The organism is Mycobacteroides immunogenum (genome assembly GCF_001605725.1).
In the GTDB taxonomy this organism is placed as follows: Bacteria; Actinomycetota; Actinomycetes; order Mycobacteriales; family Mycobacteriaceae; genus Mycobacterium; species Mycobacterium immunogenum.
In genome coordinates this window covers 1,998,152-2,019,501 of the sequence record NZ_CP011530.1, presented here as the reverse complement: position 1 = coordinate 2,019,501, position 21,350 = coordinate 1,998,152, and the positions used below count along the sequence as shown (strand labels likewise).

Annotated in this window: 20 protein-coding genes; 10 read left to right on the top strand and 10 right to left on the bottom strand. The window is 65.4% G+C overall.

Features of this window, described 5'->3' with window-relative positions:
- The first annotated feature begins 10 nt into the window (after positions 1-10).
- Together ABG82_RS10055 and ABG82_RS10050 are read left to right on the top strand one after the other, a co-directional pair.
- On the top strand, positions 11-1,099 hold the full coding sequence (locus ABG82_RS10055) for an S-(hydroxymethyl)mycothiol dehydrogenase (protein WP_043080077.1): 1,089 nt from the start codon (positions 11-13) through the stop codon (positions 1,097-1,099).
- A gap of 12 nt (positions 1,100-1,111) precedes the next feature.
- Positions 1,112-2,860 (top strand): amidohydrolase, encoded by a 1,749-nt coding sequence (locus tag ABG82_RS10050; RefSeq protein ID WP_043080054.1) that lies wholly within the window; start codon positions 1,112-1,114, stop codon positions 2,858-2,860.
- Between the two features lie 10 nt (positions 2,861-2,870).
- Here ABG82_RS10050 and ABG82_RS10045 read toward each other — a convergent pair whose 3' ends face one another.
- Positions 2,871-3,935, bottom strand: coding sequence for a GGDEF domain-containing protein (locus ABG82_RS10045; RefSeq protein ID WP_043080055.1), 1,065 nt, complete (start codon positions 3,933-3,935; stop codon positions 2,871-2,873).
- 75 nt (positions 3,936-4,010) lie between these two features.
- On the opposite strand from ABG82_RS10045, the gene ABG82_RS10040 reads away from it, so the two are divergent.
- Entirely contained in the window at positions 4,011-5,384 is a 1,374-nt protein-coding gene (locus ABG82_RS10040) for a styrene monooxygenase/indole monooxygenase family protein (RefSeq protein WP_043080056.1), read from the top strand.
- On the opposite strand, the gene ABG82_RS10035 is transcribed toward ABG82_RS10040, so the two are convergent.
- Positions 5,381-6,589, bottom strand: coding sequence for a lipid-transfer protein (locus ABG82_RS10035; RefSeq protein ID WP_043080057.1), 1,209 nt, complete (start codon positions 6,587-6,589; stop codon positions 5,381-5,383). The genes ABG82_RS10040 and ABG82_RS10035 overlap by 4 nt on opposite strands.
- Positions 6,590-6,611: 22 nt before the next feature.
- Positions 6,612-7,772, bottom strand: coding sequence for an acyl-CoA dehydrogenase family protein (locus ABG82_RS10030; protein WP_043080058.1), 1,161 nt, complete (start codon positions 7,770-7,772; stop codon positions 6,612-6,614).
- 82 nt (positions 7,773-7,854) lie between these two features.
- Here ABG82_RS10030 and ABG82_RS10025 point away from each other — a divergent pair, with 82 nt between their 5' ends.
- Positions 7,855-8,439: a TetR/AcrR family transcriptional regulator gene (locus tag ABG82_RS10025; RefSeq protein ID WP_043080078.1), complete on the top strand. Its 585-nt coding sequence runs from the start codon at positions 7,855-7,857 to the stop codon at positions 8,437-8,439.
- Positions 8,440-8,446: 7 nt separating this feature from the next.
- Here ABG82_RS10025 and ABG82_RS10020 read toward each other — a convergent pair whose 3' ends face one another.
- Positions 8,447-8,959 (bottom strand): MarR family winged helix-turn-helix transcriptional regulator, encoded by a 513-nt coding sequence (locus ABG82_RS10020; protein WP_043080079.1) that lies wholly within the window; start codon positions 8,957-8,959, stop codon positions 8,447-8,449.
- Between the two features lie 91 nt (positions 8,960-9,050).
- Here ABG82_RS10020 and ABG82_RS10015 point away from each other — a divergent pair, with 91 nt between their 5' ends.
- From ABG82_RS10015 to ABG82_RS10000, 4 genes are read left to right on the top strand one after another with little or no spacing between them, the layout of a single operon-like run.
- Complete coding sequence (locus tag ABG82_RS10015) at positions 9,051-10,028, top strand: quinone oxidoreductase family protein (protein ID WP_043080080.1); 978 nt, start codon at positions 9,051-9,053, stop codon at positions 10,026-10,028.
- A 57-nt stretch (positions 10,029-10,085) separates the two neighbouring features.
- Entirely contained in the window at positions 10,086-12,569 is a 2,484-nt protein-coding gene (locus tag ABG82_RS10010; protein WP_043080059.1) for a glycogen/starch/alpha-glucan phosphorylase, read from the top strand.
- Positions 12,570-12,615: 46 nt separating this feature from the next.
- Positions 12,616-13,242, top strand: coding sequence for a TIGR03086 family metal-binding protein (locus ABG82_RS10005; RefSeq protein WP_043080060.1), 627 nt, complete (start codon positions 12,616-12,618; stop codon positions 13,240-13,242).
- Positions 13,239-13,889 (top strand): cysteine hydrolase family protein, encoded by a 651-nt coding sequence (locus ABG82_RS10000; RefSeq protein ID WP_043080061.1) that lies wholly within the window; start codon positions 13,239-13,241, stop codon positions 13,887-13,889. The genes ABG82_RS10005 and ABG82_RS10000 overlap by 4 nt, the downstream gene beginning before the upstream one ends.
- Here the strand turns inward: ABG82_RS10000 and ABG82_RS09995 are convergent.
- The gene (locus ABG82_RS09995; RefSeq protein WP_043080062.1) at positions 13,863-15,002 is read right to left on the bottom strand and encodes an acyl-CoA dehydrogenase family protein; all 1,140 of its coding nucleotides are present in this window, start codon (positions 15,000-15,002) and stop codon (positions 13,863-13,865) included. The genes ABG82_RS10000 and ABG82_RS09995 overlap by 27 nt on opposite strands.
- Before the next feature lie 99 nt (positions 15,003-15,101).
- Between ABG82_RS09995 and ABG82_RS09990 the strand changes: the two genes are divergently transcribed.
- On the top strand, positions 15,102-15,419 hold the full coding sequence (locus ABG82_RS09990) for a hypothetical protein (RefSeq protein ID WP_043080063.1): 318 nt from the start codon (positions 15,102-15,104) through the stop codon (positions 15,417-15,419).
- Here the strand turns inward: ABG82_RS09990 and ABG82_RS09985 are convergent.
- From ABG82_RS09985 to ABG82_RS09970, 4 genes are all read right to left on the bottom strand, one after another.
- The gene (locus ABG82_RS09985) at positions 15,416-16,456 is read right to left on the bottom strand and encodes a M4 family metallopeptidase (protein WP_043080064.1); all 1,041 of its coding nucleotides are present in this window, start codon (positions 16,454-16,456) and stop codon (positions 15,416-15,418) included. The two genes, ABG82_RS09990 and ABG82_RS09985, sit on opposite strands and share 4 nt — an antisense overlap.
- A gap of 71 nt (positions 16,457-16,527) precedes the next feature.
- Positions 16,528-16,791, bottom strand: coding sequence for a protealysin inhibitor emfourin (locus ABG82_RS09980; RefSeq protein WP_043080065.1), 264 nt, complete (start codon positions 16,789-16,791; stop codon positions 16,528-16,530).
- 10 nt (positions 16,792-16,801) lie between these two features.
- The gene (locus ABG82_RS09975) at positions 16,802-17,836 is read right to left on the bottom strand and encodes a M4 family metallopeptidase (protein ID WP_043080081.1); all 1,035 of its coding nucleotides are present in this window, start codon (positions 17,834-17,836) and stop codon (positions 16,802-16,804) included.
- A gap of 94 nt (positions 17,837-17,930) precedes the next feature.
- On the bottom strand, positions 17,931-19,517 hold the full coding sequence (locus tag ABG82_RS09970) for an ABC-F family ATP-binding cassette domain-containing protein (RefSeq protein WP_043080066.1): 1,587 nt from the start codon (positions 19,515-19,517) through the stop codon (positions 17,931-17,933).
- A gap of 189 nt (positions 19,518-19,706) precedes the next feature.
- Between ABG82_RS09970 and ABG82_RS09965 the strand changes: the two genes are divergently transcribed.
- Complete coding sequence (locus tag ABG82_RS09965) at positions 19,707-20,597, top strand: hypothetical protein (RefSeq protein ID WP_043080067.1); 891 nt, start codon at positions 19,707-19,709, stop codon at positions 20,595-20,597.
- 2 nt (positions 20,598-20,599) lie between these two features.
- Here the strand turns inward: ABG82_RS09965 and ABG82_RS09960 are convergent, their stop codons facing one another.
- Positions 20,600-21,271, bottom strand: a complete 672-nt coding sequence (locus ABG82_RS09960; protein WP_043080068.1) for a hypothetical protein — start codon at positions 21,269-21,271, stop codon at positions 20,600-20,602.
- Positions 21,272-21,350: the final 79 nt, after the last annotated feature.

The following is a 21,350-nucleotide window of genomic DNA, read 5'->3' as shown; positions in this document are numbered from 1 at the left end:
CGTCATGCGCATGTCTCAAACTGTGCGCGGTGTGATCGCTCGTTCGGTGAAGGCGCCCGTGGAATTGGTGGACATCATCGTCCCCGATCCAGGCCCCGGTGAGGTCGTGGTGAAGGTGCAGGCCTGCGGGGTATGCCACACCGACCTGACCTATCGCGAGGGCGGCATCAACGACGAGTTTCCGTTTCTGCTCGGCCACGAGGCCGCGGGAGTCGTGGAGACCGTCGGCGACGGTGTAACCACCGTCCAGCCGGGCGATTTCGTGATCCTGAATTGGCGGGCCGTGTGTGGCGTGTGCCGGGCGTGCAAACGCGGGCGCCCGCAGTACTGCTTTGACACCTTCAACGCCACCCAGAAGATGACGCTGACCGATGGCACCGAGCTGACCCCGGCCCTGGGTATCGGCGCGTTCATCGAGAAGACGCTGGTACATGCCGGGCAATGCACCAAGGTGGATCCGTCGGCCGACCCGGCCGTGGTGGGACTGCTGGGCTGCGGCGTGATGGCCGGGCTGGGCGCCGCGGTGAACACCGGCAATGTGGGCCGTGACGACACCGTCGCGGTGATCGGCTGTGGCGGGGTCGGCGATGCCGCGATCGCGGGTGCCAGGTTGGCAGGGGCACGCACGATCATCGCCATCGACACCGATGACACCAAGCTGGCCTGGGCCAAGGACTTCGGAGCCACCGACACCATCAATGCCCGCAAGGTCGATGATGTGGTCACCGCGGTCCAGGAACTCACCGACGAGTTCGGCGCCGACGTGGTCATCGACGCGGTGGGCCGGCCGGAAACCTGGAAGCAGGCCTTCTACGCACGCGATCTGGCCGGCACCGTGGTTTTGGTTGGCGTGCCCACCCCTGACATGACACTGGAGATGCCGCTGATCGACTTCTTCTCGCGCGGCGGGTCGTTGAAGTCGTCCTGGTACGGCGACTGCCTACCGGAACGCGACTTCCCCACCCTGGTGTCGCTCTACCAGCAGGGCCGGTTGCCGCTGGACCGCTTTGTCAGCGAACGCATCGGCATCGAGAACATCGAAGCCGCCTTCGAGAAGATGCATCACGGCGAGGTGCTGCGTTCCGTCGTGGTGTTGTAGCCAGGAATTGCGTTGTCGATCAATCGGAGGCAGTTCGTGGTCGGCGGTGCCGCCGCGGCCGCTGCCACAACGGGATTGGCCACGCTTGCCGCGTGCGGCGATGACGCCGGCGCCGGTGAAGGTGCCGATCTGATCTTTGTCGGCGGCCCGGTGGTGACGATCGACGGGCACGGCACCGTGGCCGAGGCGCTGGCCGTCACCGGAGGCAAGATCGCCGCCGTCGGTTCGCGGCGGGATGTGCTGGCGCTGCGCACCTCCGGCACGGAGGTGATCGAACTCGGCGGGCGCGCGCTACTGCCCGCGTTCGTGGAACCGCACAGCCATCCCCTGCAGGTCGCGCTGACCCTGGGCCCGCCGGCGATCGATGTGCGGCCGTTCGTGGTGCCGACCGGTGCGGAGGTGATGCGAAAGCTCACCGACGCGATTCAGGACGGTCCCGATGGCACTCAGGTGCTGCTGTACGGCATCGACGTCCTGCTTCAGCCCGATCTCCAATTGCCCACGCGCACACAGCTCGACAGGCTCGCCCCGAACAATCCGGTGATCATCATCGCCAACAGCGGGCATGCCGCCTATGCCAACACCGCCGCGTTCCGGCTCGCGGGTATCACCAACGACACCCCGAATCCGGTCGGCGCGGAATATGTTCGCGGCCCAGATGGTGAACTCACTGGCGAAGTGCGTGAGGCCGCGGCTTTGCAGACGCTGGCCATGCCTTATCTCTTGAAAGTCGCGCAGCCCAACGCATTCGAAAACATGCAGTGGGCGTTCGGGCAGCTGGCAGCCGCCGGTATCGCGACCTCCAGCGAGCACAGCTACACCGCCGCCCAACAAGGTGACCTGTATCGCAAGATGGCCGCGGACCCCGACGTCAAGCTCCGCATCCGCGCCTACGAGATCGGCACCCCGGATCTCGCCAAGGATCCGGGCCACGTGGCGGGCGCCCGGGCCGGCGCCGATCAGCTGTTCGCCCAGATCGGCATGAAGCTATGGGCGGACGGATCACCGTGGCAGGGAAACATTTTCACCTCGTTCCCCTACTTGGATACCGCGGCCACCCGCCGCATGGGGCTGGAACCGCACCACCACGGGGGCATGAATTACACCCCCGAGCAGATCACCGAGCTGGCCACGGGATTCATCAAACAGGGCTGGCAGCTGTCCTGCCACGTGCACGGCGACTCGGCGATCGATGTCGTTCTGGACTCCTACGAAAAGGCCCAATCCCCCGCCTCGGTGCGCTCGCGCCTCGAACATGTGGGCGCGATGACCCCCACACAGTTCCAGCGCGCGGCACGCCTGGGCGTGCATCCGAGCCTGTTCATCGAGCACGTCTACTTCTGGGGCGATCCGCTCATTGACGAACTGTTTGGCCAGGATCATGGCGCGCACTGGATGTCCGCGAAGTCGGCTCTCGATGCCGGGCTTCGGGTTTCGTTTCACAACGACGGCAACGTCTCACCCCCGGATCCGCTGGGCAACATCGCCACCGCCGTCACCCGCAAGGCCAACGGCTCGGGCCGAATCCTGGCGCCCGAACAACGGATCAGCGTCGCCCAGGCGGTGCGGGCGCAGACCATCGACGCGGCCTGGCAATTGCACCTGGACACCGAGATCGGCAGCCTGGAGCGGGGCAAGTATGCCGACCTGGTGGTGCTTTCGGCCGATCCGCACGCGGTGAATCCGGACGCCCTGCGAGATATCTCGGTGCAAGCCACCTACCTGGCTGGGCGGCAGACTTACGCCGCGCCAGAGAGCTAGATACTGCCGTTCATTGGCGCTGTTGCGACAGACCACGCGAGCTCTTGGCCCGGTACAGGTCCTCGTCCGCGCGCCGGATGAGGTGCTCGAAATCAAAACCTCCATCGACGGTGGACTGCCAGGCGGCACCAACGCTCAGGCTCCATGAATCGATCCCAGGGCGCGGAGTGCTGACCCGGCGGATGGTGTCGTGGATGCTCTCACGTCTGCCGGGAAATGCCACGACCAGGAACTCGTCACCACCAATGCGGGCGGCGATCTCACCGACGCGGGTGCTCGCCATCAGCATGTCGGCCACCGCTATCAGCGCCGCGTCTCCGGCGTCGTGACCACGTGCGTCATTGAGTTCCTTAAGGCCGTCCAGATCCAACAGCACGACGACGACCTCGACGGCATCAAGCCGTTTGTGGTGCAGGAGCTGCGTGGTGGTGGTGACCCCCCGCCGGTTCAGCAGGCCTGTCAGCGGATCACGGTTGGCGGCAACCGCCGATCCCAGGATCGAGTACGTAGTCCCTTCGATCACCGATTGCAGGAGGATCGGGACGATCATGACGGAGGTAAGAACCGGCAACACGTACATGATCTGGTCGAACCATGTCGAATTGCCGGAATGGACATTGAGCGTGACGAGCACGCCCAGGTTCACCAGCCCGAAACCGCAATGCGCCACCAGCCCGCGTCTCCCCAGAAAAAAGGCGGGGACCAGCCCAATAAGGCCTAGGTAGATAACCGCAAAAAGCCGGGCCATGGGATCGGAAAAGGTTCCTGTCCCGATCGCCACCGTCACGTCGGCCCACACCACGAAACAGACAATGACGCGTCGACTGGGCCACGGCAGAAGGAACCAGCACAGGCCGACGATCACCGCCGACCCCGCCGCGATGTTCAGGATCGTACGCGGCCAAAAACCCTGTGGTCCGAGAGAATTGAAGTTGCTGATCACACCGAGCAGTACCACCAACATGCACATCACGCCGATAGCGACCTGGAGCCGCCCCAGTTGCCCCGTATCTCGCAGGCCATTGGTGACCACGTTGTACTGGAAACCCGGTTCCAGCCGCTGCCGATTGCGCACGGGCCATTATTGCCCTTGCAATCACCGTGAGCGGGTGCCTTTCGCGCACAAGTTCACACATCGATAGTGGCGAACATGACGACGAAACATGGGCGCAAGGCCGCCATCATCGGCGCGGGCCAAACTGGCGTAACCGCCGCGCTGGGACTGCTGGACAAGGGTTTTGACGTCACTATCTATAGCGATCGTCACCAGCGGAGTCTGCGCGAGGACGTACCCGCGACGGGCACGGCGCTGATCTTCGGCGCGGCACAGCGCGCGGAGGCCAGCCTGGGGCTCACCAGCTACCTGGAGCCCGGCCCGACCTCGACGGGGCTCAGCGTGCGGCTTGTCGACGGCAGCGAACCTGCCCGCCCCGAGGTCATCGCCTTTGACGCCGACTTCGACGGCGGTACCCGCGGCGTCGCCGTCGACACCAGACTCAAGGCCGACGACCGGCTCACCAAGTTCCAGGAGCGCGGCGGGCGCTTTGTGGTGGAGCAGGTGCATCCGGAACGCCTCGACGGGATCGCCGCCGGGCACGATCTGACCCTAGTCGCGACCGGCCGCAGCGGGCTGTCCTCGTTGTTTCCGGTGGACGCCTCGCGCACCGTGTATGACCGCCCGCAGCGGCGGCTGTTGATGCTGACGGTGGCCGGCTTGGGGCATGGACCGGAGGTCTTCGCGCACCGGGGCTCCGCCGGTGGACGGCACAGCGCGTTCTCGTTCATCACCGACCAGGGTGAGGCCTGGTGGGGGCCCTACTTGCACAAGGACGCCGGGCCCGCGTGGTCATTCCTGACCTGGGCCAAGCCCGGTAGCGAATGGGAGCGGCGCTACGCCGAGGTCGACAGCGCGGCCTCCGCGCTCCAGGCGGTGACGGACGTACATCGCGAATACCTCGACTGGGACCTGCCGGAGGTGTTGGCGCTCAACGTCATCGAAGAGGATCCGCATTCGTGGATCACCGGAGCGGTGACGCAGCTGGTGCGGCACGGGGTGGGCCGCACCGCCGGCGGGCATCCCGTTGCCGCGCTGGGTGACACCGCGGTGGCGTACGACCCGATCGCCGGGCAGGGCGCGCAGGGCGGTCTGGTGCAGGCGGCCGCGCTGGTCCACAGGGCCGCCGCACATGACGGCCCCTTCGACACGGCGTGGCTCACCGCCGCGTACGAGGAGTTCTATGACCAGCGCGCCAGGTCCGCTCAATTGGTGACCAGGCTCTATCTGGGCGACGATGAGCTGCACGACTACGGCGACCTGTTCTTCGCTGCGGCCCACGTCCACGAGGGCTTCGCGTCCCGGTTGTTCAGCCTGCTCGACGACCCGAAACCCTTTGAACGGGTGACGTCGGTCGAGGCCGCCAAGGAACTGATCACCGACTGGGCGGGAGAACCTGCCGACGCCATTCTGGAGCGCTTCTCCCCCGCCGGCCGGTTCGCGCGGTCGGGCCTGGTGCGCGCCGCCTAACGCTGCGCGGGCCGGTAGGCGGTGACGACCACCGAACCGCCGAGCCCGATGTTGTGCTGCAGGGCCACCCCGTCCTTGGTCGCGGCGCCGGCGACCTGCCGCTTGTCGGCTTGCCCGCGCAGTTGCCAGTTCAGCTCCGCGCACTGGGCCAACCCGGTGGCACCGAGCGGGTGCCCCTTGGAGATGAGGCCGCCGGACGGATTGACCACCCATTTGCCTCCAAAGGTGGTGTCCTCGTTGTCGATCAGCTTGCCTGCCTCACCCCGCTCACACAGCCCCAACGCCTCGTACACCAGGATTTCGTTGGCGGAGAAGCAGTCGTGCAGTTCGATGACGTCGATGTCCTCGGGCCCGATCTGCGCCTGCTCGTAGACGGCTTGTACCGCGGCCTTGTTCATGTGCGCACCGACGATTCCGGCGGCGGTCCCGTCGAAGGTGTCGGCGCGGTCGGTGACGGTGGCTTGTCCGACGATCTCGACGGCCTGCTCGGCGAGTCCGTGCTTGTCGACGAATTCCTCGCTGGCCACGATGGCCGCGGCCGAACCGTCGGAGGTGGGTGAGCATTGCAGCTTGGTCAGCGGTGCCACGATGCTGCGTGAGGAGAGGATGTCCTCCAGCGAGTACTCGTCCTGAAACTGGCTGTAGGGGTTGTTGACCGAATGCTTGTGGTTCTTGTAACCGATCCAGGCGAGCTGCTCGGCGGTCAGGCCATACTCGCGCATGTATTCCTCCGCGGCCGCGGCGAACATCCATGCGGTCATGGGCATTTGCGGCGGCGTGAGCTCACCCAACCGGTTCAGCTGCGGCAGCAGCGGCGACTCGCGATCGGTGTACTTCATGCTGAGTGAGCCGCGTTCCATCTTCTCGAACCCGGCCGCCATCACCACATCGGACTGCCCACTACGAATGGCATTGGCGGCCATGAACAGTGCCGTCGACCCGGTCGAGCAGTTGCTGTTGACGTTGTAGATCGGGATGCCGGTGTGGCCCAGCTCGTAGAGCGCGCGGTGTCCGGAACACGAATCGCCGTAGACGTTCCCGATGAATGCCTGCTCGATCTGTTCGTACCGTATCCCAGCATCGTCGAGGGCCTTGGTTCCGCTTTCCTTGACCATCGCCGGGTAATCCCAGCCTTCCCGGCTCCCGGGTTTCTCGAACTTCGTCATGCCGACTCCGACGACGAATGCCTTGTTCTGCTGTCTCATGCTGGCTCCTTATCGTGGCCGGTCACAACGACCGAGAGATCAGTTCTTTCATGATTTCGCTTGTGCCGCCGTAGATTTTGTTCACGCGCGCGGCGGCATACGCGCGGGCGATCGGGTATTCCATCATGTAGCCGTAGCCGCCGAAGAACTGCACACACCGATCCACCACGGCGACCCCCTTGTCGGTGGCCACCAGCTTGGCAATGGACGCGGTGGCGGGATCGTTGGCGCCGTCGATGTAGTTCTGGATACACCAGTCGACGGTCGTCTTGATGGACAGCACTTCCGCCTTCAGCTCGGCAAGCTGGAATTTGGTGTTCTGAAACTTGATGAGCGGCTTGCCGAAAGCCTCGCGTTCCTTGGTGTACTCGATGGACTCAAGCACCGCGGCCTCGGCCATCCCCGCGTTTCCCGCGGCGATGATCAGGCGTTCACGCGCGAGCTGTGTCATCAGCTGGAAGAAGCCTTGTCCGTCTTCCTCACCGAGCCGATTGGCCACCGGTACGCGCATATCGGTGAAGAACAGTTCCCGGGTGTCCTGCCCGTGCTGGCCCACCTTTTGCAATACCCGGCCGCGTTCGAATCCTGGCAGATCTTTGGTTTCGGCGACGATCAGCGATATGCCTTTCGCGCCCTGCCCCGGATCGGTCTTGGCCACGATCACCAGCAGGTCGCAGTGAGTGCCGTTGGAAATGAACGTCTTCGAGCCGTTGACCACGTAGTGATCGCCGTCCCGGATGGCAGTGGTGCGCACCCCTTGCAGGTCCGAGCCGGTACCGGGCTCGGTCATCGCGATGGCCAACACCAGATCACCGCTGATGATGCCAGGCATCCAGCGGTCCTTCTGCTCGGTGTTGCCGTAGGTGTTGATGTAATGCGCGACGATCGGCGAGTGCACGGCCCAGCCCGTCGCGGTGTCCTGGGCCAGCGCTAGTTCCTCGGCCACCACCGCGGAGAACCCGAAATCGCCTCCGGCGCCGCCGTATTCCTCGGGCAGGTCCAGGCCGAGCAGGCCCGCGTCGCCCAGCTTGTTCCAGAATTCGCGGTCCACCTGATGCTGAGCGCTCCAGCGCTCCTGATGGGGTGTCGACTCCTTGCGGAGAAACTCCGCGGCGTGCTTGCGCAGGTCGCGGTGTGCGTCGGTCTCCCAGGACGCGTGATAAGCCGGGAACAGTGCAGACATCTTGTCAGTGACCTCCTCGTTGAGACGATACAAGCGTATCGTTTGAGATTCATTTGTAAAGGGCTGCGCTATGATGACGCCCATGGCAAACCCACGCGCGGCCGCCGAGGACCTCACCGCGAAGGCGCGTATTCGCAATACGGCACTGGATCTCTACGCGCAGTACGGCGAGGAGCGAATCTCATTGCGTGCGGTGGCATCCGAGGCAGGGGTAACCCTCGGGCTGGTGCAGCACCATTTCAAGACCAAGGCAGGACTCAGAGAGGCCGTCGATCAATTGGTGGTCGACTACTACATCGAGGCGTTGCGCTCGGCCGATCATGAGACCGACCCGCGCAAGCTCGCCGCAGCGCGCGACGCCGCGGTGACCGACATGCTCACGGCCAATCCCCCGGTGGTGAACTACGTGCGCCGGGCGGTGCTGGAGCCCTCGGTGGAACAGACCCACCTGCTCGACGCGCTGGTTGAACTGACCCGCGACGAGGTGGTCAACCTCCGAAAGGAGGGCATGGCGCCCACCGATCGGCCCGAATCGACGCAGATCGTCTCGGTGATGGTGCGCCAGATGGGCGCGCTGCTGCTGCAGCCGCTGATCGATACGGCGTGGGAACGGCTGGAGCATGGGGGCACTGCCAAACCCACGCTTTCCATCAAGGTGCGTGACTGAAATCGCGCTAGCGCGCGGCCGCCACGATACGCACGCCATCCTTTTCGGAGGCCAACAAATCCTGTAGGACTTTCTCGACAACCTGCAGATCGGCATTGCTGTAGCGCTGCAGGAAGTCATGCACGCCGCGATCCATTTCCTCATGGAGCTGGGCGTGCACGTCGACGACGGTACGTCCGTCGGCCGTCAGGATCAGCTCAATCTCCTTGCGGTTACCGGGAATCGGCGCGCGCTCAATCCAGCCCGCATCCACCAGCCGCTGCACGTGCTTGGACACCGTGCCCTTGAGCTGACCCGAGCGGCCGGCCAGACCCACCACGCTGACCGGCCCCTCAGCGACGGCCGCCAGCAGATGCAGCGACAGTGTCGGCAACGTGCTGATGAGCCGTTCCATCCGGCGCGGGCACCGCTGCGCCATGAAATCCCGTTCGGCGTCGGCATCCTCATCGGGTTCGAACTTGTCCCCCACCGCACTCACCAGCGTGTTGATGCTGGCGATCAGCGCCGACTTGGTTTTCATGGAAACCATATTGCCATCCCGCGGCGCGCGACGTACAGTGTTCACATGGTTTCGATGGAAACCATTTCTACAGAAACTTGAGGAGGACGCCATGAAGGCAGCGGTCGTTCATGAGTGGGGACAACAGCCCGCCTACACCGACTTCCCCGACCCCCAGCCCACCGACGGCGCCGAGGTCGCCACCGTGGAGGCGTCGGCCCTGACCAACCTCACCCGGGCCGTCATCTCCGGGAAGCATTACAGCAGCAAGGAAATCACTCCTCCGGCCATCGCCGGCGTGGACGGCGTGGCCCGGCTGGCCAACGGCAAGCGCGTGTACTCCGGATCGCTTGCACCGTACGGAATGATGGCTGAGCGCACCCTGGTGTACCCCGCCGGTGCCGTCGAGGTACCCGAGCACGTCGATTCGGTGACCGCCGCCGCGATCCCCAACCCGGGAATATCGGCCTGGTTGGCCCTGTCCCATGGTGCCGCCGTGCGGCCTGGCCAGCATGTGCTGGTGCTCGGGGCCACCGGGGTCACCGGCTCACTGGCCGTCCAGCTCGCCAAATCCGTGTTCGGCGCTGGACAGGTGACCGTCGCGGGACGCAACGCCGAGCGACTGGACTGGCTGCGCACGGTGGGTGCCGACGATGTGATCGCGTTGGGCAGCGATGACCTGGCCGAGGCCATCACCGTGCGGCATGCGGCGCACCCGTTCGACGCGGTGCTGGATTATCTGTGGGGCTCCCCCGCCGAGCAGACCCTGAACGCGCTGGCGGACAGCCACCCCTCGGCGCACTTCCACGCCACCCGGTTCGTACAGATCGGCGCGATGACCGGGGAAACGATCAGCGTGAACGCATCGACTTTGCGCAGCACCGGCATCACGTTGTCCGGTGTCGGCATCGGCAGCGTGCCGCCGGAGGCACTGTTGCAGGCACGTACCGAGGCACTGCCCAAGCTCTTCGCCATGGTCGACAGCGGCGACCTGCAGCTACAGACACTGGCCCGGCCGCTGGCCGATATCGAAACCGTCTGGGCGGCAAAGGAGCCGTCCGGGGTGCGGGTGGTGGTCACTCCCCAGTAACCTGCCGGTCGCCTGTTTCCGGTTTTCCCGTGGCCCATTCGATGGCACGGTGGTGACATGACGAACTTCGCCGAGCTCGAGCACGACGAGCATTCCCGCACCGGTTTGAATGCCGAGACCCTGCAGCGAGCCATCACCGACCATCTGCGGTACTCGATCGGGCGTCCGGCGAGTGTGCTGACCCCCGCCCACTACTACCGCGCATTGGCCCTGGCGACCCGAGATCGCATGCAGCAGCGCTGGATCGCTAGCATGCAGACCTACCTGGATCTGAGCCGCAAGGTGGCGGTGTACCTGTCGGCCGAGTTCCTGATGGGGCCGCAGCTAGGCAACAATCTGCTGAACCTGCAGATCGAGCAGCAGGCCCGTGATGCCCTTTCGGCGCTGGGCCAGGACCTTGACGAGGTGCTTGAGTGTGAGGAAGAGCCGGGCCTGGGCAATGGCGGCCTGGGCCGGCTCGCGGCGTGCTACCTGGACTCGCTGGCCACACTGGATCGTCCCGCGATCGGCTACGGCATCCGCTACGAGTACGGGATCTTCGATCAGGAGATCCGCGACGGGTGGCAGGTCGAGAAGACCGACAACTGGCTGGACAACGGAAATCCCTGGGAGATAGCCAAACCCGACCTCAACTTCATCGTCGGGTGGGGTGGCCACACCGAGCAGTATCTGGATGAGCACGGAAACTTCCGGGCGCGCTGGATTCCGCAGCGCTTCCTCAAGGGCATCCCCTACGACACTCCCATCCAGGGCTACGGCGTGAACACCTGCAACACGCTGACGCTGTGGAGTGCGCGCGCCGTGCAGTCCTTCGAACTGGACGCCTTCAACGCCGGTGACTACTACAAGGCCGTCGAGGACGAAGTCTCCTCCGAGACCGTCACCAAGGTGCTGTACCCGAATGACGAGCCCGAGGCCGGCAAGCGGTTGCGGCTGCTGCAGCAGCACTTCTTTGTGTCCTGCTCGCTGCAGCGGGTGCTGCACATCCTGGAGGACGTGGCCGAGCGCCCGGTCAACGAGCTGGCGGAGCAGTTCGCCCTGCAGCTCAACGACACTCACCCCTCTATCGGTGTCGCCGAATTGATGCGGCTGCTGATCGACGAGCGCGGACTGGGCTGGGACGAGGCCTGGGAGATCACCGTGACCGCCTTCGGCTACACCAACCACACCCTGCTGCCCGAGGCGCTGGAGACCTGGCCGCTGGGGCTGTTCGCCGAATCACTGCCCCGGCACCTGGAGATCATCTACGAGATCAACCGGCGTTTCCTGGACGAGGTCCGGTCGCGCTTCCCCGGCGATGACGCCCGGGTACGGCGGATGTCGCTCATCGGTGAGGATGGCGGCAAGAGCGTGCGGATGGCGCACCTGGCCACCGTCGGTAGCCACGCCATCAACGGTGTGGCCGCGCTGCATTCGGAGCTGCTCAAGGAGAGCGTGCTCAAGGATTTCTACGAGCTGTGGCCAGAGCGGTTCAGCAACAAGACGAACGGGGTGACGCCGCGCCGCTTCCTGGCGCTGGCCAACCCGGGGCTGCGCGAGCTGCTCGACGACGCCATCGGCGAGGGCTGGATCGCCGATCTGAACCGGCTGCGCGAGCTGGAGCCGTACGCCGAGGACTCGTCCTTCCGGATGCAGTGGCGAGAGGTCAAGCGCCTCAACAAGGCCCGGCTCGCCGAGTATGTGCTGGCGACCACCGGAGTGGACCTGGACCCCACCTGGATGTTCGACATCCAGGTCAAGCGGATTCATGAGTACAAGCGCCAGCACCTCAATGTGCTGCACATCGTCACGCTGTACCACCGGCTCAAGCAGAACCCGGAGCTGCGGATCGCGCCGCGCGCCTTCATCTTCGGCGGCAAGGCGGCACCCGGATACTTCATGGCCAAGCGCATTATCAAGCTCATCAACGCGGTGGCCGAGGCCGTCAACAACGACCCGCACGTCAGCCAGTTCATCAAGGTGGCGTTCCTGCCCAACTTCAACGTCAAGAGCGCGCACCTGATCTACCCGGCGGCCGATCTTTCGGAGCAGATTTCCACCGCGGGCAAGGAGGCGTCAGGCACCGGGAACATGAAATTCATGCTCAACGGGGCGCTGACCATCGGCACGCTCGACGGCGCCAATGTCGAGATGCGCGACGAAGCCGGCGCCGAGAACTTCTTCCTGTTCGGGCTGACCGTTGATGAGGTGGAGCGCCTGGTGCACGAGGGTTACCGGCCCGAGGACTTCGTCGAACTGAACGACGAGTTGCGCGCGGTGCTGGATCTGATTGCCAGTGGCCACTTCTCGGACGGCGACCCGTCAGTGTTCGCCCCGATTGTGGACTCGCTGCGCAGCCATGACCCGTTCCTGGTGCTGGCCGACTATTCCTCCTACATCGAATGCCAGCAGCGAGTGTCCGAGGCCTGGCATGACGTGACGGCCTGGACGCGGATGTCGATCCTCAACACCGCTCGCAGCGGCAAGTTCTCCTCGGACCGCGCCATCAGCGAGTACTGCGACGAGATCTGGGGCGTGCAGCCGGTCACCGTCCAGGTGTAGAGATATACACCTTGGCACATCATATGCGCGCGCATATGATGTGTGCATGAATACGCAAACTGATCTTCGAGACGTGCACAGAATCGCCGTGCTGGCGTCCGCCGATATCGTCGCGGCGATCAGCCGGGAGGACCTGCCGCGCCCGACTCCCTGCGCGGGATGGACGCTGTCCGACCTGCTGACCCATATGACCGTCCAGCACCATGGATTCGCGGCCGCCGCCCGCGGTAACGGCGGCGATCCCGCGGTGTGGGACCCCGCCAACGTCGCCGCCGCGGTGACTGCCGACCCAGCGGGCGCCTACCGGCGGGCGGTTGAGGACGTACTCGCGGCCTTCGCGGCTGACGGAGTGCTGGAGGCGACGTTCACACTCGGCGAGCTTGGTCCTGATGCCGTCTTTCCCGGCGCCACGGCCATCAGCTTTCATTTCATCGACTACGTGGTGCACGGCTGGGATGCGGCGCGCGGCATCGGCGCCCCGTTCGCGCTGCCCGATGACGTGATCGCCGCAGCCGTCCCGATCGCATTGGCGGTGCCCGACGGCGACTTCCGTGCTGCCGAGGGATCGGTATTCGCGCGCGCCCTGATCGGAACCGAGGGCCAGGACGATCTCGGCCTCATCCTGCGCCACCTGGGCCGGTCACCGGATTGGGCACCTAATGTTGGGGAGTGACTAGTTTCGTAGCTCCCGAGTGGGACAGCTCAGCCCTGGTGGTCATCGATGTGCAGGCCGAGTTTGTCTCAGGCGCAATGACAGTGCCGGGGACCGCGGATCGCATTCCGGCCCTCACCCGCCTGGTCTCGGCGTTCCGCGCGGCCGGCCGCCCAATCGTGCATGTGGTGCGGCTGTATGTGCCCGGTGGCAGCGACACCGATCTGCCGCGCCGTGCGGAGATTCTCGCGGGGCGCGAGGTCGCCGCGCCGGGCACCGACGGTTCACAGATCCCCGCCGAACTCTTGCCCGGCGGGGAGCAGCTCGATTCCGAGCTGCTGTTGGCCGGCGGATTCCAGCAAGTCGGACCCAGCGAGCACATTCTGTTCAAGCCGCGCTGGAGTGCCTTCTACCGGACGGAGCTGGAGCGGCATCTGCGTGACCACGATGTGTCCACCGTGGTGGTGGCGGGCTGCAATCTGCCGAACTGCCCGCGCGCCACCCTGTTCGACGCCTCCGAGCGGGACTACCGCGCGGTGGTCGTCGAGGACGCGACCTCGCAGGTGACGCCGGAGCGGCTGCACGATCTGACGCTCATCGGCGTGAACGTCACCGATGTGGCGTCGGTGGAAAAGGAACTCTCAGGAGAATCCGTCGATCTGCGATAGCACCCGCATCATCACCTCGTCGGCGCCGCCGCCGATGCTGAGCAGGCGCTGATCCCGGAAGAATCGCGAGGTCCAGGTCTCGGTCATGTAGCCCATGCCGCCGTGCACCTGCAGGCACCAATCGCCGGCCTCACGGACCAGCGGCCCGGCAGTCAGTTTGGCGATGGTGACCTTGCGGGTCACGTTCTCCCCCGCCATGTACCGGGCGGCGATGTCGCGGTTGTAGACCTCCAACATGTCGGCGCGCGCCGCCAGCCCCGCGTACTGGTAGGCCAGGTGCTGGTTCTTGGTGAGCGGCTTGCCAAACACCTGTCGCGCCAACGCGTATTCCTTGGTGCGGTGCAGCGCCCGGTTCACGCTGGCGGGGATGCCGTACGCCCCGAACATGCGCTCCATGACGAACTGCGACATCTGCTGCTGGAATCCACGCCCGATCTCGCCGATGGTGTTGGACACCGGCACCCGCACATCGTCGAAGGTGATCAGGCCGGTGTCGGAGGCGTGCATGCCCAGCTTGTCGAGCTTGCGCACCTGGTATCCGGGTGTCTTGGTCGGCACGATGATCTGGCTCATGCCCGCGTAGCCGCCCTCATCGGAGGTGCGTGCCAGCACGCACAGCCAGTCGGCCTGAACCGAGTTGGTGATGAACATCTTTGAGCCGTTGATCACCCAGTCGTCGCCGTCGCGCCGGGCATGGGTCTTGATGCCCGCCACATCGGACCCGGCGTCGGGCTCGGTCACCGCGATCGCGGCGATCTGCTCACCGGTGAGCGCTGGGGCCAGGAACTCGCGTTTGAGTGCGTCACTGCCGTGTTTGTGCAGCGACGGCGTGGCCATCGCGATGTGAACCCCGAAGGCCATCGGGAAGGAGCCGTGGTCCACTCGGCCGAGTTCTTCGGCGAGGACAAGCGTGAACAGATGATCGGCCCCCTGCCCACCGTACTCGGGGTCGTATTCCAGGCCGACGAATCCGAGCTTGGCCATATCGGAGATCACGTCGTGCAGCGGCATCATCTGCTCGCGTTCCCACTCGTCGACGCGGGGGTTGATCTTCTCTTCGATGTACCTGCGGATAGTGCTGCGAAAGTCGTCGTGTTCGGACGAGAACGTCATCGGTCTCTCCTCGTGTAGGTGTCGCAGGCCATCTTGCCTCAGCCGAGCGAGCTAACATGATGGAGGACGGCGATAGTCACTGTCCGTTGGAGGTATGCCATGGCATCACCCAGAGGCCGCATCGCGCTAATGCCGCTGTGGCTCGGCGCTATTGCCGTATCCCTGTCCTTCCCCGCCATCGCCGGGGCCGCCCCCGCGCTGCCGGTCGGTGGCGAATCGCCGTCGCAAACCATTTCTGATCTGGAGGACGAAGGATACGACGTCCAGATCAACTACGTGATGGGCAACAGCAATACCCCGCTGGACATGTGCCGGGTGCTGGCGGTCCACAACCCGAACCGTTCGGGCAAAGCGGTAGAAACCTTCACCACTGTCTACGTCGATATCTCCTGCCCCGACTTCTGGCAGGACGACTAAAGCCCTACCTCGGTCCACGCCTGGTCAATCGCCGTCTTGGGTGAGTCCGCCCCCGTACGGGCTGCGGCGAGCTGCCGGGTGAGCTTCGCGAACGCCTTGAACGTCATGTTCTTCTTCGCCTTCGGGCTGGTGAGCGCCTCGTACCAGATCGTGCCCACGGCCTCCCAAGAGTGCGCGCCGTATTTGGTGGCGGCGAGGTAGAACGCGTGATTGGGGATGCCGCTGCCCTCATGCGGGTCGCTACCCGGCACGTAGTCGCGGTAGTGAGCCGGTTGCGGCGAGAGGCAATGGGCGGCGGCCGGGTCGGCCATATCGCGCAGGCAGGTGTACCCCTTCTCGACGGCGCGCGGGCCCAGAATGTCCTTGCCGATCAGCCAATCGGCCTTGTCGACCGTCTGCTCCCCCTGCCACTGCCGAAACATCGATCCGAAGACATCCGAGACGCTCTCGTTCAGCGCGCCGGCCTCGTTCTCGTAGTTCAGACCGGCGGTGAATTGCGTAACCCCATGTGTCAGTTCGTGGCCGATCACATCGTTGGACTTGGTGAAGTCCAGAAAGACCTGACCGTCGCCGTCACCGTAGGCCATCTGCGAGCCGTTCCAGAACGCGTTGGAGTACTTCACGCCGTAGTGAATGGACGAGACCAGCGTCATCCCCGCGTTGTCAACGGAGTTGCGCCCAAAGCACTTCCGGTAGAACTGTGCGACCGCCGCCGTCTCGTTGAACGCCCGGTTGGCCGTGGCGTCCTCGGAGGCAGCGGGATCGGCCACGGCCACACCCGGCAATGAGGTGGTCTGCCGGCAATCGAACACCGGCGTCTCGGGAACTTTGGCCAGCCCGGCGGCGACCGCACCGATGGCGTCACGGCTTGCCACCAGGGTGGCCTGAGTGGCCCGGGTGTGCGCGTTACGCAAGGCACGCCAAGAAGATTCACAGGCAGCAGTGGCCGAGAGCGCCGCGCGCGAGTCTTCGGCAATGTCACCATCCTCAGCCAGTCGGGATAGTACGGCCGGAGGAATGATGAATCGCTGGCACATTCCAACCGACCCTACCCGCTGGCGCACATACTCGCTCTTCGCGCGTGCGGTGAAATGTCAAGTCCGGTTCGTCAGATCCGTTCTTGCACGCACTGCCGCACGGCATCGGGCAGCAGGCTCTCCGGGATGCTCCGGGTGGTCCGATCCGACCCGCTGACGCGAGTCACCGTGTACGTGAAACGGTCAGCGCCCGGGTCGCTCGGAAGCGACCCGGGGCTGTCCAACAATCCATCCAGTGCGCGTCGCGCGTCGGGGTCCAAGCTCTGGTCAGTAACCGTGCCGCTGGCCGGTAGCCCGGTGAATCCTCCCCGTCTGTCGATGAGGTACTCCACCATGTCGCCGACGCTACAGCCCGACCGCGGTCCACGCGTCGTCAATCGCCTTGTGCACCGACTCGGTGGCCGCGTTGGCCGCGGAGATCTCCCGGGTCAGGTTGGCGAAGGCCTTCATCTTCATGTTCGGACGTGCCTTGGGGCTGGTCAGCGCCTCGTACCAGACCGTCCCCACGCCCTGCCAGGAGTACGAACCGTGTTTGGTCGCCGCGAGGTAGAACGCGTAGTTGGGAATGCCGCTGCTCTCGTGGGGGTCACTGCCGGGGACGTAGTCGCGGTAGTGCGACGGCTGCGGCGCCAGGCAGTGGCGGGCACCCGGATCGGCCATATCGCGCAGGCAGGTGAAGCCCTTTGCTATGGCGCGCGGGCCCATGATGTCCTTGCCGATCAACCAGTCGGCCTGATCGACGGTCTGCCCGGCGCTCCATTGCCGGAACATCGATCCGAAGACATCCGACATGCTCTCGTTGAGTCCACCGGCCTCGTTCTTGTAGAGCAGGCCCGCCGTGTATTGGGTGACGCCGTGGGTCAGCTCGTGGCCGATCACGTCGTTGGATCCGGTGAAGTCGACAAAGATCTGCCCGTCGCCGTCCCCGTAGGTCATCTGCGAACCGTTCCAGAACGCGTTGGAGTAGTTGACGCTGTAGTGCACTGACGAAACCAGCGTCATGCCTTCGTCGTCTACCGAGTTGCGGCCGAAGCAGTCCTTGTAAAACTTTGCGACCGCCGCGGTTTCGGTGAAGGCGTGCTTGGCGGAGGTATCCGCGGAGCTACCCGGGTTGGGGATCGCGATACCGGGCAACGAGGTGGTGTGCTTGCAGTCGAACACCGGCGTCCCGGGAGCCTTGGCCAGCGCCTTGGCCACTCCGGCGAACGCGTCGGCACGCGCCAGCAGCGTGGCCTGGGTGGCCTCGGTGTGCGCGTCACGCAGTGTGCGCCAGGCCGTTTCGGAAGCGGCGGTGGCGGCCAGGGCGGTCCGCGAATCGTCGGCGACGCTGTCGTCGTCGGCCAATCGCAGCAGGACATCTTGGGGGATAATGAAACACATCGTGAGTCTCCTTGACATGGCCGCGCGTTCGCGGTCGTGGAACATGACGGGCTCAGTGTGTGTAGGGCGATGTCTGTCGGGCGTGCGTAGTGCACTACCCGATTACCGGCTGGGCCCTCCAGTCCGTCTCCCGGGCCCCGATATCCTGCAAAAACCCCAGGTCATGGCTGGCGACGAGCACCGCACCCCGGTACTCGGCGAGCGCGGAGACCAGCGCGTCGTAGGAGGCGAAGTCCAGGTTGTTGGTGGGTTCGTCGAGCAGCAGCAGCTGCGGCGCGGGGTCCGCCAACAGCACGGCGGCCAGCGTCGCCCGGAACCGCTCACCGCCGGAGAGCGCACCCACGAGCTTGTCGGCGGCATTGCCGCGGAACAGGAATCGCGCCAGCCTGGCCCGCACCGCATTGATATCGGCGTGCGGAGCGCGGCCAGCCACGTTGTCGGCGACACTGCGCGAATCGTCCAGCAGATCCAGGCGCTGCGGCAGCAGCCCCAGCGGAACATGCACCGTCACAGTGCCTTCTGCGGCCGGGATGCGCCCGGCGATCGTATGCAGCAGCGTGGTCTTGCCGGAGCCGTTGGGTCCCACCAGCCCGACGCGCTGCGGGCCGCGCAGATCCAGATGTGCGGGCACCCCGTGGCGCAACACCAGTTGTTCGGTGGTCAGCACGACGCGTCCGGAGGGAACCTCGGTGCCGGGCAAGTCGATACGGATGGAGCGGTCTGCGCGCAGCCGGGTCTGCGCCTCGTCCAGATTTTCGCGGGCCTTGTCCAGCCTGTCGGTCTGCGTCTGTTTAAGCGCTGCCGCCGATTCCTGCGCGGCCCGTTTGCGCAGCCCCATGACGATCTTGGGTTCACGCTTGTTGGCCTGCATCTTGGCGCCGTAGCGGCGCCGCTGCGCGATCACCCGTTCCGCTTCGGCGAGGTCGCGGCGCTCACGGCGCACCTCGGCCTTGGCGGTGGAGATCGCCTGGGCGGCGGCCTCCTGTTCGGCCGCGACCGCCGCCGCGTAATCGCTGTATCCGCCGCCGTACCAGGCCACCGCGCCATCGCGCAGGTCTCCGATGCGTTCCACGTGCTCCAACAGCTCGCGGTCGTGGCTGACCACCAGCAGCGTGCGCTGCCAGGTGGACACCACGTTGTAGAGGTGCTGGCGGGATTCGCCGTCGAGATTGTTGGTCGGCTCGTCGAGCAGCAGTACGTCCGGGCGGCGCAACAGCAACCGGGCCAGGCCGAGCCGGATGACCTCTCCTCCGGAGAGCTCGCCGAGCGTGCGGTCCAGCACCGCCGTCGGCAGACCAAGACGATCCAGTTCCGCACCCACCCGCTCGGCCAGATCCCAGTCATCGCCGACGGTATCGAAGTCGGCCTGGTCGGTGGAGCCACCCTCGATGGCCTCGATGGCGGCCAGCACCGGGGTCAGGCCCAGCAGGTCGGGCACCGACTGGTCGGCGCGGATCGTGAGATCTTGTGGCAGGTAACCGATCTCGCCCGAGGTGTGCACCGTTCCGGAGGTCGGCAGTAGCTCGCCGGCGATGAGTTTGAGCAGCGTGGACTTGCCGGAGCCATTGACACCTACCAGCCCAGAACGTCCCGCCGGGACCAGCATGTCGAGCCCGTCGAGTGCGACGGAACCGTCGGGATGGACGTAGGTGATTGTGCTGCAGGAGATGACAGCGGACATGGAAAGGACCTTCCTGTGAGGTGGGGTCGCCGAAATCGCGCGATGGCGCGCCGGCGGATTGCCAGACCTCACAGATCCATGTCGTACCTTTCGTCGGGAACGAGGACGCCAGCCAGGATAGGCGCAGCCGGGTTGAGCGGCAAGGGAATTTTCCACCCAGGTCAGGGCCGTCGCGCGTAGCATGCTGGCATGCCGGCCGAGACAGCGTCGGAGCACTCAGAGGATCCGGTGTCGATCCTTCGCCCCGTTATTGCCGTGATCACCACGGTGGGCACACCGTTGACCATGATCACCGCGCTGCTGCTGTATTTCGGCTGGGCGCGCAGCGACGCACAGTCCCAGTCGATGGGCGTCGAAGTGAGTCTGTTCCGCTTCACCACTCAGGACTATGTGCTGCGCAGCATCAGCACGCTGTATCTGCCGATCCTGGCGACGGCTGTCATCGGAATCGCTTGGCTGGCAGCACATCGCGCGGTAAGCGAGACGATCGAGCGCGACGGCATGACCGCCGGTGTCCGGCTGGTCTGCCGGGTGACGATGCTCGGCGGGCTGGTTATCGCGATCCTGGGCGTGGTGATGCCCGCGCTGACGCGCACGTGGGAGCCCGGGTCGGTGCTGTGGCCACTGATGATCGCGATCGGCACCGCGCTGGCGGTGTACGGCAGGCATCTGAGCCGTCAAGGCGCCGAACGCGCGCGGCCCCGCGCCGCCATTGCCCGGCCCCAGGATGTACTGGAGGCGGTGTTGGTCGGCATTGTGATTGCGGCAGCATTGTTCTGGGCGGTGCAGGGTTACGCCGATATCGTCGGGCGCGGATACGCACAGCGCTACGAGGACTCGGTGACCTCGCTGCCCCGCGCGACGGCGGTCAGCGAAAGCCCTTTGGGCATCGACTCACCCGTGGTGCACACCGAGCAGATCACCACCGGACCCAAGACGCTGTACCGCACCACCGGGCTACGGCTGCTTGCCGAATCCGGGGGCCGGTTGTTTCTGATGACCGAGGGCTGGACCGCCCGCAACGGCAGCATCATCGTGCTGGACGAGGACAATTCGGTGCACTGGCAGTTCTCCCACTGAGCTCACCGGCCCGGCGGGGTCGTTGTCGCCGTTGTCGTCGTGCTGGATGTGGTGGAACTGGTTGTGGAAGAACTGGTGTCGCCACTCTCATCCGGGGGCACAAAGCTGTTGTTGTCCTTCGAGCAGGCGGTGCGGCCGCCGGTCTGCGGGAAGGTCAGGGAAGGCTGTCGACCCGGGTTCTGCTCATGCCAGGCCAGGAGTTTGGAGACCATCGCCGCGATCGTGTCGTCCACGCACTGCGCCGGACCGATCTCGATCCCCGTCCCACGTGCCGCGAAGGCCTTTGCCGCAGTGCTCCATTGGTTCTCTTCGCCGTTCACCGCAGCCCGGCACACCCCCACCGCGGCGTCATAAAGATTGCCCGCCGGGTTCTGAACCTTCGTCAGGCTCTCGCAGTCGTGTTTGAGGAAGTAGACGTACACATCCCAGCCCGGCGTCGGGAAAGCGGGGTCCTTGGGGCCGTACGGCACCCACGCGAGCCCGTCGTCGGTGGACTTCTTCACAGATGTGGATGAGCCGCCCTCGTGGATGATCGTCGTCTGATCGGTGACGGTTTGGGTCACGGTGCGCGTGACCGTCTCACCGGCGCCGCCGCAAGCGACGAGGGCACCGGCCAACAGCGCGAGCGGGGCACTGCGGTGCAGTCTTCCCGCGGTACTCGGTGACGCAAGCATGGCAGGGAAATTACTCCGCCAGGGCGCCCTTGCACCGGGTACTGGACTACTCACATCTCCCGGGTTTCAGAACAACCGT

Coding starts and splice junctions, on each gene's coding strand:
- ABG82_RS10055 (WP_043080077.1), top strand. CDS start 11: ATGTCTCAAACTGTGCGCGGTGTGATCGCTCGTTCGGTGAAGGCGCCC.
- ABG82_RS10040 (WP_043080056.1), top strand. CDS start 4,011: ATGACGACGAAACATGGGCGCAAGGCCGCCATCATCGGCGCGGGCCAA.
- ABG82_RS10035 (WP_043080057.1), bottom strand. CDS start 6,589: ATGAGACAGCAGAACAAGGCATTCGTCGTCGGAGTCGGCATGACGAAG.
- ABG82_RS10030 (WP_043080058.1), bottom strand. CDS start 7,772: ATGTCTGCACTGTTCCCGGCTTATCACGCGTCCTGGGAGACCGACGCA.
- ABG82_RS10025 (WP_043080078.1), top strand. CDS start 7,855: ATGGCAAACCCACGCGCGGCCGCCGAGGACCTCACCGCGAAGGCGCGT.
- ABG82_RS10020 (WP_043080079.1), bottom strand. CDS start 8,959: ATGAAAACCAAGTCGGCGCTGATCGCCAGCATCAACACGCTGGTGAGT.
- ABG82_RS10015 (WP_043080080.1), top strand. CDS start 9,051: ATGAAGGCAGCGGTCGTTCATGAGTGGGGACAACAGCCCGCCTACACC.
- ABG82_RS10010 (WP_043080059.1), top strand. CDS start 10,086: ATGACGAACTTCGCCGAGCTCGAGCACGACGAGCATTCCCGCACCGGT.
- ABG82_RS10005 (WP_043080060.1), top strand. CDS start 12,616: ATGAATACGCAAACTGATCTTCGAGACGTGCACAGAATCGCCGTGCTG.
- ABG82_RS09995 (WP_043080062.1), bottom strand. CDS start 15,002: ATGACGTTCTCGTCCGAACACGACGACTTTCGCAGCACTATCCGCAGG.
- ABG82_RS09990 (WP_043080063.1), top strand. CDS start 15,102: ATGGCATCACCCAGAGGCCGCATCGCGCTAATGCCGCTGTGGCTCGGC.
- ABG82_RS09985 (WP_043080064.1), bottom strand. CDS start 16,456: ATGTGCCAGCGATTCATCATTCCTCCGGCCGTACTATCCCGACTGGCT.
- ABG82_RS09980 (WP_043080065.1), bottom strand. CDS start 16,791: ATGGTGGAGTACCTCATCGACAGACGGGGAGGATTCACCGGGCTACCG.
- ABG82_RS09975 (WP_043080081.1), bottom strand. CDS start 17,836: ATGTGTTTCATTATCCCCCAAGATGTCCTGCTGCGATTGGCCGACGAC.
- ABG82_RS09970 (WP_043080066.1), bottom strand. CDS start 19,517: ATGTCCGCTGTCATCTCCTGCAGCACAATCACCTACGTCCATCCCGAC.
- ABG82_RS09965 (WP_043080067.1), top strand. CDS start 19,707: ATGCCGGCCGAGACAGCGTCGGAGCACTCAGAGGATCCGGTGTCGATC.
- ABG82_RS09960 (WP_043080068.1), bottom strand. CDS start 21,271: ATGCTTGCGTCACCGAGTACCGCGGGAAGACTGCACCGCAGTGCCCCG.